Annotated in this window: 12 protein-coding genes and 1 riboswitch; of the genes, 4 read left to right on the top strand and 8 right to left on the bottom strand. The window is 71.0% G+C overall.

Going from position 1 to position 12,455, the window contains the following annotated elements; translation table 11 throughout:
* Window positions 1-11: 11 nt before the first annotated feature.
* The 7 genes from IB269_RS22460 to IB269_RS22430 form a co-directional block, all read right to left on the bottom strand.
* Entirely contained in the window at window positions 12-1,034 is a 1,023-nt protein-coding gene (locus IB269_RS22460) for an LLM class flavin-dependent oxidoreductase (RefSeq protein WP_192368361.1), read from the bottom strand.
* Window positions 1,035-1,038: 4 nt separating this feature from the next.
* A complete protein-coding gene (locus IB269_RS22455) occupies window positions 1,039-1,803 on the bottom strand; it encodes an ABC transporter ATP-binding protein (RefSeq protein WP_043823898.1) in 765 nt (254 codons plus the stop codon).
* Window positions 1,800-2,822, bottom strand: a complete 1,023-nt coding sequence (locus IB269_RS22450; protein WP_192368360.1) for a FecCD family ABC transporter permease — start codon at window positions 2,820-2,822, stop codon at window positions 1,800-1,802. The genes IB269_RS22455 and IB269_RS22450 overlap by 4 nt, the downstream gene beginning before the upstream one ends.
* Window positions 2,819-3,760: an ABC transporter substrate-binding protein gene (locus IB269_RS22445; RefSeq protein ID WP_046985167.1), complete on the bottom strand. Its 942-nt coding sequence runs from the start codon at window positions 3,758-3,760 to the stop codon at window positions 2,819-2,821. Before IB269_RS22445 ends, IB269_RS22450 begins: the two co-directional genes overlap by 4 nt.
* 10 nt (window positions 3,761-3,770) lie before the next feature.
* Window positions 3,771-6,011 carry a TonB-dependent receptor gene (locus IB269_RS22440; protein WP_192368359.1) on the bottom strand — a complete coding sequence of 747 codons (2,241 nt, stop codon included), beginning with the start codon at window positions 6,009-6,011 and terminating at the stop codon, window positions 3,771-3,773.
* Window positions 6,012-6,138: 127 nt separating this feature from the next.
* A riboswitch (cobalamin riboswitch) is annotated at window positions 6,139-6,423 on the bottom strand.
* A 54-nt stretch (window positions 6,424-6,477) separates the two neighbouring features.
* Complete coding sequence (locus IB269_RS22435) at window positions 6,478-7,344, bottom strand: CHAD domain-containing protein (RefSeq protein WP_192368358.1); 867 nt, start codon at window positions 7,342-7,344, stop codon at window positions 6,478-6,480.
* 57 nt (window positions 7,345-7,401) lie between these two features.
* Window positions 7,402-7,893 carry a YbaK/prolyl-tRNA synthetase associated domain-containing protein gene (locus IB269_RS22430; protein WP_192368357.1) on the bottom strand — a complete coding sequence of 164 codons (492 nt, stop codon included), beginning with the start codon at window positions 7,891-7,893 and terminating at the stop codon, window positions 7,402-7,404.
* A gap of 66 nt (window positions 7,894-7,959) precedes the next feature.
* Between IB269_RS22430 and IB269_RS22425 the strand changes: the two genes are divergently transcribed.
* Complete coding sequence (locus IB269_RS22425; RefSeq protein WP_013800599.1) at window positions 7,960-8,601, top strand: transcriptional regulator; 642 nt, start codon at window positions 7,960-7,962, stop codon at window positions 8,599-8,601.
* A 44-nt stretch (window positions 8,602-8,645) separates the two neighbouring features.
* Complete coding sequence (locus IB269_RS22420; protein ID WP_192368356.1) at window positions 8,646-9,608, top strand: threo-3-hydroxy-L-aspartate ammonia-lyase; 963 nt, start codon at window positions 8,646-8,648, stop codon at window positions 9,606-9,608.
* 25 nt (window positions 9,609-9,633) lie between these two features.
* Here the strand turns inward: IB269_RS22420 and IB269_RS22415 are convergent, their stop codons facing one another.
* Entirely contained in the window at window positions 9,634-10,368 is a 735-nt protein-coding gene (locus tag IB269_RS22415; protein ID WP_012207554.1) for an NUDIX hydrolase, read from the bottom strand.
* 87 nt (window positions 10,369-10,455) lie between these two features.
* Between IB269_RS22415 and IB269_RS22410 the strand changes: the two genes are divergently transcribed.
* Both IB269_RS22410 and IB269_RS22405 read left to right on the top strand, forming a co-directional pair.
* On the top strand, window positions 10,456-11,529 hold the full coding sequence (locus IB269_RS22410; protein WP_192368355.1) for an SPFH domain-containing protein: 1,074 nt from the start codon (window positions 10,456-10,458) through the stop codon (window positions 11,527-11,529).
* Complete coding sequence (locus IB269_RS22405) at window positions 11,516-12,448, top strand: hypothetical protein (protein ID WP_046985172.1); 933 nt, start codon at window positions 11,516-11,518, stop codon at window positions 12,446-12,448. Before IB269_RS22410 ends, IB269_RS22405 begins: the two co-directional genes overlap by 14 nt.
* Window positions 12,449-12,455 lie beyond the last annotated feature (7 nt).

The following is a 12,455-nucleotide window of genomic DNA, read 5'->3' as shown; positions in this document are numbered from 1 at the left end:
AAAAGAGGAAGTCAGACGGTGGCGAAAGGCACGGCGCTGCGCAATGAAGGGAGAACCTCCTGCGCAAACAGTTCCATGCCGGCGAGGGCCTGGGCATCGCTCCACAGGCCGTTGGCGTTGAAGACGCAGCGCAGCTGGCCCATGCCCGTGCGCTCGCGCAATGCGGTGATCTGCGCATGGCACTGTTCGGGCGTGCCATGGATGAATTGTTCGGCCAGCACGCGCGGCACATCGATGGGCAGCACCTGGTCGGCCGGCACGCCGCGCTTGCCCGCAAAGTACACGCGCCGCTGGTACAGCTGCGGCCACAGCGTGGCCAGCTGGGCCTGCACGGCGGCCTCATCGGCACCGATGCAGACATAGCGCGCCAGCGATGAACGCGCACGCAGCGCGGCGGCATCGCTCCCGCGCTCCTGCGCGGCCGTGTCCAGGCGCTCCAGCTGCATGCCTTCGGGCGGCTCCAGGCTCAGCAGCAGGGGCAGATTCTGATCGACGGCAAAGCCCAGGGTCTCTGCCGTGGAGCCGGCCACATACAAGGGAGGATGCGGGCGCTGCACGGTCGAAGGCAGGGCGGGCCGGTCCTCGAAGCGCCACGGCCCCTGCCCCGCCACGATGGGCCTGCCCGACAGCGCCTCCACCAGGATGCGGCAGGACTGCTCGAAGCGTTCGCGCGTGCTGTCCGCATCGATCTGCAGGGCGCGCAGCGCGGCCGGCTCCGTGCCCCGGCCCACGCCCACGTCGATGCGGCCGGCGCTTTGCAGGTCCAGCTGGGCAATCTCCTCGGCCAGCATCAGCGGGTGGTGCAGCGGCAGCACCAGCACCGAGGTGCCCACGCGCAGCCGCTCGGTGCGCGCCAGCACGGCGGCGGCCAGCAGCAGGGGCGAGGGATAGGGCCAGGCGGTATCGGGCACGCGGAATTCGTTGAACCACACGCCCTCGAAACCCAGGCGCTCGGCGCGCTCGAACAGCGCCAGGAATTCACGGTGCCCGCCGCGCGTGGCGTCGCGCGTCCAGCCGGCCAGATCGATGCGCATGGGTTCAGTTCTCCTGTTTCAGCCGCGCGCGCAGCAAGGTTTGCGGGGGTGCGTCGATGCGCTCGAAATCCACGCCGAACACGGCATCCAGCCCCGGCGCATGCAGCAGCTCGGCAGGGGCCCCATCGAGCGCAATGCGCCCCTGGTCCAGCACGATGACGCGCCCGAAGTGCGCCAGCGCCAGGTCCAGGTCATGCATGACCACCAGCACCAGCCGCTCGCGCCCACGCTGCGCCAGCGCCTGCACCAGGGCCAGGCGGTGGCGCACGTCCAGCGCGGCGCCGGGCTCGTCGGCCAGCAGCACGGGCGGGTCGGTGGCCAGCACGGTGGCCAGCAGGGCACGCGCCTGCTCGCCGCCGGACAGCGTGGACCAGCGCCTGCGCGTGAAGTCCTGCAGCCCGGCGCCTGCAATGGCCGCCTCGACATCACCCCGGCCCGCCAGCCGCATGTGCATGAGCTCGGCCAGCGTCAGGTCCCAGTGCGGCGCAAAGCGCTGCGGCATGTAGCCCACGCGGCGTGCGCGCTCGGCCACGGGCAGGGTTGCAATGTCTTGCCCGTCCAGCAGCACGCTGCCGGATGCAGGCGCCTGCAGCCCCGCCAGCAGGGACAGCAGGCTGGACTTGCCCGCGCCATTGGGTCCCACCAGGGCCACGGCGCCGCAGGCGGGCAGCTGCAGCGAGACGGCGTCCAGCACACTGCGGCCACGATGGCGCAGCGTGAGGGACCGGGCCTGCAGGCGCGGTGGGGCGCAAGGGATGGCACCGTTCATGCGGACCTCAGCCTGCGCGCCAGCAGCACGATGAAGAAGGGCCCGCCCGCCACGGCCGTGACCAGGCCCAGCGGGATTTCGGCCGGCGGCAGCACGCTGCGCGCAATCGCATCGGCCAGCGTGACGATGATGGCGCCCGTGAGCGCCGACGCCGGCAGGGCCGCGCGGTGCAGCGGTCCCGCCATCCAGCGCGCGATGTGCGGCGCAGCCAGGCCCACGAAGGCCACCAGCCCGCCATAGGCCACGGCCACGGCCACCACCAGCGAGCCGGCCAGCACGGCCAGCGGCGTGAAGCGCGCCACATCCAGGCCGAAGCCCTGGGCCGCATCGGCACCCAGGCCCAGCAGGTCCAGCCCGCGCGCCAGCGCCATGGCCCCGGCCAGGCAGGCCAGGGAGGCACCGGCCAGCAGGCCCAGGCCGCTCCACGACGGCGTCTGTATGCCGCCCAGCACCCAGCTGAGCACCACCTGCAGGCTCACCGTCTCATCGGACAGCGCCAGCATCAGGAACGAGCGCAGCGCGCCCAGCACGGCCGCCAGCGCCACGCCGGCCAGCAGCATGCCGGCCGCATCGGTGGCACCGGCCACGCGCGAGACGGCCAGCACCAGCACGGTCGAACCCCAGGCGCCCGCAAAGGCCAGCACGGGCAGCGTCCAGGCCTGGGACAGGCCGAACAATAGATGCATGGGAACCAGCAAGGCGACGGTCGCCCCCAGCGCCGCGCCGCCCGAGGCGCCCAGCAGATAGGGCTCGGCCAGCGGATTGCGGAACACGCCCTGGAAGATGGCGCCCGACAGGCCCAGCAGCGCGCCCACCAGGGCGGCTGCCAGCACGCGCGGCACGCGCCACTGCAGCAGCAGCCGGCTGCGCAGGCTGTCTTCGCCGCCCAGCGCGGCCAGCAGGTCGGCCGGGCTGGCCCACTGGTGGCCCGCGCAGGCGGCGATCAGCAGGCTGGCCAGCAGCAGCAGGACCGCACCGGCCCAGGGGCGCCACGCAGATGGATGTGAGAGGGAAGTCATGCGGCCTCCCCGGCCCAGGCCGCAGGGTGCAGCCAGCGCGAGAGTTTTTCCACGCCGCCAAAGGTGCGCGGCCCGGGAATCAGGAACTCGGCGCGCGCCACCGTGGTGGCCCGGCCGCCGCGCACGGCACGCAGGTCGCGCCAGCCGCGCTGGCCGATCAGGTCCTGCATGGCCTCCTGCGTGCCCGCGAACAGCAGCACGTCGGGGTCGGCGGCAAGCACGGCCTCGGGCGAGACCTGGGGCACGGTGCCCAGCCCGTCCAGCGCGAACGCGGCGCCCGCGCGCACCATGGCCTCTCCCGTATAGGTGCCCGGCCGGGCCGCCAGCAGCATGCCATTGCCCAGCCGGCCCGTGACCATGAGGGCACGCGGCCGGGGCTGGCCGGCCACCTGCCGGTCCACGCGCAGCAGCCGCGCCTCCTGCGCCAGGGCCAGCGCCTGGCCGCGCGCCTGCACGCCCGTGGCGCGGGCCACCAGGCGCAGGTTGTCCATCACCTCGGCCAGCGAGCGGCTGAGCAGCACCATCACCGGCACGCCGATGCGCTCCATGGGATCGACCAGCTGGTGCGCCGCCTGGCGCGCGGGCGTGACGATGACCAGGTCCGGCTGGCGCGCCACCACGGCGTCCACCGAAAACCCCAGCCGCCCGCCCACCTTGGGAATGCGCTCCACGCCCGGTGGAAAGCGCGTGAAATCCTCCACGCCCACCACGCGGTCCAGCAGGCCCAGCGCGGCCACCAGCTCGGTGTTGGAGGCAAAGATGGAGACGATGCGCTGCGGCGGCGCAGCAATCTCCACGCGCCGGCCCAGCGCATCCTGCAGCACCACCGGACCGCCTGCAGCGACGGTGTCGGCCCAGGCCGCGGGCAGGCCGCAGCCCAGGGCCGCCGCCGCGCCCTGGCGCAACAACTGGCGGCGCGTGGTGCTGGATTGCCTCATGCCATGGTCCTCAAAACTCTGCTTGCAGGCCGACCATGAGTTCGCGCCCCGCCATCGACGTTCCGCAGCCGCCGTTCTGGTACGCCGGGTTGGCGATGCAGGGCGCACGGTCCAGCGCGATGAAGATGGGATGGCGGTTCAGGTCGAACAGGTTGTTGACGGCCGCGAACAGCTTGACGCCGCGCGACACGCGGTAGTCGGCCCGCAGGTTCCAGATGGTGAAGGCGCCCTTGCGGTGGATGAAGGTGCTGCTGGGCTCGCCCTGCGGGATGAGCAGCGCCTCTTCCGTGTCGTACCACATGGGACCGCGCAGCAGCGTGGACAGCTGCAGGCTCCAGTCGCCCTGCAGCCGCCCGCTGCCCTGGCCGTAGCGCACGCCGGCCGAGGCCTCGTAGCGGTACATGCGCTGCACCTTGTCGGTATTGGCCGAGGCGGCCGAGCCCTTGTCGCGCATGCTGAAGTGGTAGTAGCCGCCAGCCCAGGCCTTGAGCTGGTGGCCCGTCAGGTTCAGCGCCCGCGCCAGGTCCATGTCGGCCTGCATTTCCAGGCCGCGCGCCACGATGTCGGCCGCGTTGTTGGCGTAGTCCGAGGTGTTGGTCGTGGCCCCGCGCGAGACGGTGATGATGCGGTCGGTGATGGTGTTCTGGAACAGGGCCGCATCCACGCGCCAGCCGGGCTGCTGCAGCGCGGCGCCGACCTCGATCTGGCGGCTGGTCTCGGGCTTGAGGTTGGGGTTGCCGAAGGTGCGGCCACCGCCGACGGCCGTGAAGTCCGAAGCCAGCTCCGTGGCCGTGGGCGCGCGAAAGCCCGTGGAGGCGGCAGCGCGCAGCGTGAGCCGGTCCGTGGCCTTCCAGGTGGCGCCGGCCGACCAGGTGTGGTTGTCGTAGTCGCGCGTGCTGGCCTGGGCCAGGGCGAGGTTGGGCGTATCGTCGAAACGCGTCGTGCCCCAGGTCTTGCGCAGGCCGGCACGCAGGGTCAGGCGGTCGTCGAACAGGGTCTGCGCGTCCTCGAAGTACAGCGCGTGCACCTGCTCGGTCTGGTTGTTGTCGTAGGGCGCGACCTGGCCCGCCGGGCCGCCCGGCATGGCCACGCGCAGGCGGTCGGAGCGCAGCTTGCTGCGCTCCCAGTCGAAGCCCATCAGCAGGTCATTGGTCTGGCTGACACGCAGGCGCGGCTGAAAGCGCAGGCCCGTGGCGTCCAGCTGGCGATGGTTGTAGTCGCGCGCCGTGCCGGGCACGGCACTGTTGCCCGAGCGGATCACGGGCGATGCCCAGTTGAACTCATCGGTATCGACCAGGCTGTAGAGGTGGGTCGTCCAGCTCAGGCGCTGGCCGGGCAGTGCGCCCTCGTAGGTCAGGTCCAGCGAGCGGTTGCTGCGGTTGTCGCGGCTGTAGATGTTGGCGCCCGATCCGCGAAAACCCGCGTTGTAGATGCCGTCCGTGCGCATTTGCAGCTCCACGCGGTGCAGCTCGTGCAGCTGCCAGCCCAGGGCGCCGCTGGCGCCGCGCCGCTTCCAGCCCGTGTTCTCCATGCGCGTGCCGCCGTCGCCCGACTCGTAGTCGCCGCGCCCGCCTGCGCTCACGCCGAAGTACCAGTCGAAGCGGTCATTGGCGCCGGCCGTCTGCGCATCGGTGCGCCACAGGTCCCATGAACCGGCCGAGATCTGGGCGCGCGTGCCGGGTGCAGTAGCTCCCGTCTTCATGATGATGTTGACCACCCCGCCCATGGCCTGGCTGCCGTAGATCACCGAGGACGGGCCGCGCACGATCTCGATGCGCTCCACATCCGAGGGGCTGAGCTTGGACAGGTTGGCCGTGCCCGCGCGCCGGCCGTTGACCAGCACCAGCACCTGGCTGCGGAAGTCGCGCCCCTGGCCGTCGGTGGAGGCGCCGCGCAGGTTCATCGAGGTCTGGGCCGCCGTCCATTCGCTGAGAAAGCCCACGGCGTTCTCGGCCAGCAGGTCGGTGACCGAGCGCGCGCTGGAGCGCTCTATGGCCTCGCGGTCGATGGTCTGCGTGGTGCCCGCGATGCGGCTGCGCGCCTCGGGCCGCGCGGTGGCGGTCACGAAGACGGCGTCCAGCGCATCGTCGGCGGAGTCTGTGGATCGGCCCGAAGCCGGCTCCTGCGCGGCGCCGGCCGCTGCAGCGCAGCTGGCCAGCAGGACGGCGGCCGCTACGGGCCGCAGGCTGGCGACAAGAGGGAGAACAGAGAGAAGGCCGGAGGAATCGGCGGCCGAGGAAGCGAAGCGCATGCGTTGACCCAACTGCCCCACTCACCCGCGGGGCCTATCGTCTGAACCACGCCGCACAGCGCGCACGCCGGAGCCGGCCACGGCAGCGCAGGCTGGGGCCGGACCGGACAGGCGCACTCCCGCGGCGTCCGAAAGCAGTGCAGAAGGCCGGTATCCGGGCTTGCGGAACGCTGCGGCGCGCAGGGTGGGCGCGCTGCGGCAGGCATCCCCGCCTTCCCATGTCCGTCCAGACACAGTGGCTTGCGGCGCGCAACCGGTGGGTGGCGCGCCAGCGTGGGGAGTTGTATTCCGCTGACCGTTGCGGGGGCAGCGCAGGCATTGCGAGCGGCCACCTCGATGGCATCGCGCACCTGCTTCCCGTTGAACCCCTGGCCGGCAAGCGGCATGGGGCACCTTCAGCAACAGCGCACCGCCACGGCCCAGGGGCTGCGGCGGTGCGCCAGCGGCGGATTATCGCTGATGCTGTCTAGAGCCAGAAGCCCGGCACCCGGGCCAGCGCCCGCAGCGCGCGGCGGCTGCTGCGCGCGCTGGTGGCCAGGCGGGCCTGCAGGTAGCCGGCGGCGAACCAGGCGCGCGGGTCGCGCGCGGCCTCGGCATGGAAATGCTCGGCCGCCACGGCCATGTCGTTGTGCAGGCCCAGCGCGTCCTGGGCGGGCACCAGCGCCTCGGCAAAGCGCCGGCCCTTTTTGCCGGGCCACATTCCGGGCGCGAATTCCCGGGCAAAGTCCGCCAGGTAGCGCAGGCGCTTGAGCCGCTTGCGCACGCGGTGCTGCTGCGCCAGCGGCAGGCGGTCGAAGTGCCGGCCGTCGCGCAGCACCTGGCGGTGCAGGCGCGCCAGCCGCCGGGCCAGGTACTTGCGCGTGCCTGCGGCGGACAGGTGGGCAAAACGGGCCGATGGCTCTGCCTGCGCCAGCGCCTGGATCTCGGCCAGCGCGTGCAGGAATGGCGGCTCGCGCACGGCAGCGGCTGCATCCGCCTGCACGGCCTGCGGCGCCTGCCACTCGCACAGGGGCGCATGGGCGGCCTGCAGCAGCGGGCGCACCACATCGGCCAACGTATCGGCATCGCGCAGCGTGCCCAGTTGCGCAAAGGCCTGGGCCAGGGGGTCATCCCATTCGGCGCGCATGCCGGGCGCCAGCCCTGTGCACTCACGCAGCACGGTGCGCAGGCGCCGCAGGGCCACGCGCAGCTGGTGAATGGTCTCGGCATCGCTGCCACCGCCCTCCAAAACCGCCAGATGCGACTGCACCTGGGCCAGGGCAGCAGCCAGCGCCGCACGCACAAAGCCGGCCGCATCGGGCCGGTCAGGGTGCTGCTTCGCAGGGGTGGACATGGTCAGGAGAGGGTGTGCGGGCGCTGCTGCGATTGTGGGCACCGCCCGGCCCCCGGGTCAATCGGCGCCATCCCCGCTCAGGCTGTGCAGCGCGGGCCGGGCAATGCGCACATAGTCGGCCGAGTCCAGCACGATGGAGCGGTCCAGCCGGCCCGCGTTGAAGGCGATCTCGCCAAAGCGCTCGACCAGGGCCGGGTCCACCACCAGGCGCACCTGCGGGTTGAAGGAGAACGGCGGCACCGATCCCATCACGCAGCCCGTGGCGGCCTGGGCCTCCTCGGGCGAGGCCAGCGTGGCCTTGCGCACGCCCACGGCCTGGGCCAGGCGCTTGAAATCCAGCTTGCGGTCGCCGGGCAGCACGGCCAGGAACAGCTGGGGATCGCCCGCACCGGACGCATCGCGGCTCTTGCAGAGCATGGCCTTGGCGCCCTGGCCGGGGGCGGTGCCCCGGATTTCGGCGACCAGGTCGGAGCGGCCTTCGGCCGGATGTTCCAGCACGCGAAAACGCGCGCCCTGGGATTGCAGCAGGTCTACAAGGGTGTCGAACATGGTGGAAAGCGCAGAGAAGTCGTCTGGATTTTGACATTTTGTCCAATTCAAAACAAAATGTCCAATATGACCCAACGAACTCCTGAACAGCGCCAGCTTCTGGACCAGTTGGCCCAGATCGCCGAAGGCCTGGGCCAGACCTTTGCCCCGTTCTGCGAGGTGGTGGTGCATGACCTGCTCGACCCGTCCCATGCGGTGCTGGCCATCCACAACAACCTGTCGGGCCGCGAGGTGGGCCAGGGCGCGACGGAGCTGGGCCTGGCCCGCATCCTCGACCCCGGCTACGAACAGGTCATCGCCAACTACCCCAACCAGTTCGCCGATGGCCGCCAGGCCAAGAGCACGTCCATCGGCATCCGCGACTCCGAGGGCCGCTACATCGCCGCGCTGTGCATGAATGTGGACCTGACGATGTTCCAGGGCTTCCAGGGCATGCTCAACCGCTTTGCCGCCGTCAGCGGCGACACCCCCGCGCGCGAAATGCTGGACCCCACGGGCGCCGGCGCAGGCGCCGACACGGTGCGTGCCCGCATCGACCAGTTCGCGGCCCGCCTGGCGACCACGCCGCGCGCCCTCAAGCCCGAGGAGCGCCGCGCCCTGGTCCGCGAGCTCAAGGGCGCCGGCCTGCTCGATGTGCGCCGCTCCATGGAGACCATTGCCGCCCACCTGGGCGTGTCGCGCGCCACGGTCTACAGCTACGCCAAATAGCTTCCGGCACCCCGCCGGTCTGCAACCCCTTCTCTCCCGTACCGATGACAAGCCTTCCCACCTACGACGACGTGGCCGCAGCGGCCCAACGCATCCAGGGCCATGCCCACCGCACGCCCGTGCTTACCTCGCGCACGCTGGACGATGCGCTGGGCGCCCGCGTCTTCCTGAAGTGCGAGAACCTGCAGCGCATGGGCGCCTTCAAGTTCCGCGGCGCCTTCAACGCCCTGTCTCGCTTCAGCCCGGCGCAGCGCAAGGCCGGCGTGGTGGCGTTTTCCTCGGGCAACCACGCCCAGGCCATCGCCCTGGCAGCACGGCTGCTGGAGATCCCCGCCACCATCGTCATGCCGCATGACGCGCCCGCCGCCAAGGTGGCGGCCACCAAGGGCTATGGCGGCCAGGTGGTGGTCTACGACCGCTATACCGAAGACCGCGAGCAGATCGGCCGCGACCTGGCCGAGCGCCACGGCCTGACCCTGATCCCGCCCTACGACCATGCCGACGTGCTGGCCGGCCAGGGCACGGCCGCCAAGGAACTGTTCGAGGAAACCGGCCCGCTGGACGCCCTCTTCGTGCCGCTGGGCGGCGGCGGCCTGCTGTCAGGCACCGCCCTGTCCACGCGTGCGCTCAGCCCCGAGTGCGCGCTCTACGGGGTGGAACCCGAAGCCGGCAACGACGGCCAGCAGTCGCTGCGCGCAGGCCGCATCGTCCACATAGACACCCCCAAGACCATTGCCGACGGCGCCCAGACCCAGCACCTGGGCGGCATCACCTTCCCCATCATCCAGCGCGACGTGACCGACATCCTCACCGCCAGCGATGCCGAGCTGGTCGACGCCATGGGCTTCCTGGCCACGCGCATGAAGCTCGTGGTCGAGCCCACCGGCTGCCTGGGCCTGGCCGCCGCGCGCCAGAAAAGCGAAGAGCTGCGCGGACGGCGCGTGGGCATCATCCTCAGCGGCGGCAATGTGGACATGCAGCGCTTTTGCAGCCTGCTGGGCGCCTGATCCTGGTCCTGATCGAAGGCCGCCCTCACCCGCGCGGGCTGAAGGTGCGCGGAAACACCACGGGCGCGCTGCGGTCGGCCAGGCGGTAGCCCATGGCCGGGCGGCGTGACGTGCCCTCCACCTGGCCGGCCTCGACCAGAAAGCCGGCCGCCATCATGCGCGTGCGAAAACCGCTCTTGTCCACGGGGCGGCCCAGCACCACTTCGTAGGCCTGCTGCAGCTGCGGCAGCGTGAAAGGCTCGGGCAGCAGAAAGGCCGGCAGCGAGGTGTATTCCACCTTGCCCCGCAGCCGCTCCACCGCTGCGCGCAGGATCTCGCCGTGGTCGAAGGCCAGCGCAGGCTCGCGCAGCAGTTCATCGACGGCAAACCACGACACATCGGCCGCATTCGCGCCCTTGGCCAGGATCAGGTCGTGCCCCGGGATCAGCGCGAAATACACATGCGTGGCCGACCAGCCACGCGGGTCGCGCGCCGCGCCGCCCCAGCTTCCCAGCTGCTCCAGGTAGGGGCTGTCCACGCCCGTCTTGTCCAGCAGCTTGCGCCGCGCGCAGGCCAGCAGGTCCGCGTCCTGGCGCACATCCACAAAGCCGCCGGGCAGCGCCCACAGCCCCGGGAAGGGCTCGCTGCCCGCCGTGGGGCGCTGCACCAGCAGCACCTGCAGGGCATCGTCTGCCACCGTGAAGATGACCACGTCCACCGTGGTGAACGGGCGCGGGAAGTCCAGCGCGCCCTGCGGGGATGGGGAATTTTTTTCAGCCATGGGATGGATTGTGCTTGACGTGCCGAATTTTAAGTTGCACTATGCAACCCATACAAGTTGCACAGAGCAACTTAAAGGAGAAGCACCATGTTCGGCATCCGTTTCATCAAGTCCCAACCCACGGTCCACCTCATGCAGTTCCGCGCCGGCAAGGTGGTGCGCGAGGGCGCGGGCCAGTCCTTCTTCTACTACGCGCCCACCACCACCCTGGTCGCGGTGCCCGTGGGCAGCCAGGACTGCCACTTCATGCTGGAGCTGGTGACGGCCGACTTCCAGAGCGTCACCGTGCAGGGCCAGGTCACCTACCGCATCAGCACACCGCGCCAGACCGCCACGCTGATGGACTTCTCCCTGGCGCGCGACGGCCAGAAATACATGTCCGAAGACCCGCAGCGCCTGGGCGACCGCGTGACCATGCAGGCCGAGGTCATCATCCAGCAGGCCGTGCAGGCGCTGGAGCTCAAGCAGGCGCTGCGCTCCTCGGCGCTCATTGCGCGCACGGCCCAGCAGGAGCTGGCCGCCCAGCCCGAAATCGAGGCGCTGGGGCTGGAGATCCTGGGCGTCTCGGTCATGGCCGTCAAACCCACGCCCGACATCGCCCGCGCCCTGGAGGCGGAGGCGCGCGAGTCCAACCTCAAGGCCGCGGACGACGCCGTCTATGCCCGCCGCATGGCTGCCGTGGAAAACGAGCGCGCCATCCGCCAGAACGAGCTCGATACCGATGTGGCCGTGGAAAAGAAAAAGCGCCAGATCCGCGAGGCCCAGCTGGAAGCCAAGGCCGCCCAGATGCGCAAGGAAAACGAGCTGCGCGCCGAACAGATGTCCGCCGACGTGGCGCTGGAGACCAGCCGCCGCGACTTCGTCGAAGGCCAGGCCGCCAACAGCCGCACCCTGGCCGAGGCCGAGGCCTACCGCGTGGGCGCCGTCATGCAGGCCCTGGAGAAGGCCGATCCGCGCATCGTGCAATCGCTGGCAGCCGTGGGCATGCAGCCGGGCCAGCTCATCGCCCAGGCCTTTGGCGGCATTGCCGAGAAGGCCGAGCGCATCGGCCAGCTCAACGTCTCGCCCGAGCTGCTGCAGTCGCTCATGGGCGCCGGTGCAGGCCCTGCAGCCGCCGTGGCCGATCCCGAACCCGCAAGGAGCCGCCGTGAACGCCAATGAACGCAAGACCGTGCTGGTGGTGCGGCGCACGCGGCTCGATGAGCTGGTGGCCAGGTACCACACGCTGTCCCAGGCGCGCTTCTACATCGAGCACCTGGGCGCAGACTTCGGCGACTACCTGCGCGAAAGCGCCGCCTACGCCGCCGCCCTGCAGGCCGTGGTGCAGGCGCTGGAGGCACGCGGCCGCTACCAGATCGTGGACCGCGCCCTGGTGCCCAACTTCGTCTTCGGCGCCGACGACATCGTGGTGGCACTGGGCCAGGACGGCATGGTGGCCAACACCATGAAATACCTGGACGGCCAGCCGCTCATCGGCGTCAACCCCGAGCCCGCGCGCTGGGACGGCCTGCTGCTGCCCTTCGCCCCCGCCGACCTGGCCGCCCTGCTGGGCGACGTGGCCGCCAACCGCCGTCCCACGCGCGCGGTGACCCTGGCCGAGGCACGCCTGAGCGACGGCCAGGTGCTGCGCGCCGCCAACGACCTGTTCATCGGCCCGCGCAGCCATACCTCGGCCCTGTACGACATCGCGCTGGGCGAGCGGCAGGAGTCCCAGTCGTCCTCCGGCCTCATCGTCGCCACGGGGCTGGGCTCGTCGGCCTGGATCAAGAGCATCGTCACGGGATCGATGGGCATTGCCCGCGCCGTGCGCGGCGCATCCACCGACTTCGACTACCAGCCCTTCGCCTGGGATGCGCCACGCCTGGACTTCGCCGTGCGCGAGCCCTTTCCCAGCCGCTCCTCCACGGCCGAACTGGTCTACGGCCAGGTCACGGCCGGCCAGCCGCTGACCCTGCGCTCGCGCATGCCCGACCATGGCGTCATCTTCTCGGACGGCATGGAGGCCGACTACCTGCAGTTCACGGCGGGCATGCAGGCCACCATCGGCCTGTCGGACCGGCAGGGCTGCCTGGTGGTGTGAAGGACCG

The organism is Delftia sp. DLF01, assembly GCF_014852125.1.
Classification (GTDB): domain Bacteria; phylum Pseudomonadota; class Gammaproteobacteria; order Burkholderiales; family Burkholderiaceae_C; genus Comamonas; species Comamonas acidovorans.
Note: the sequence above shows the minus strand (reverse complement) of the source record. Positions and strands in the feature narration are given on the sequence as shown.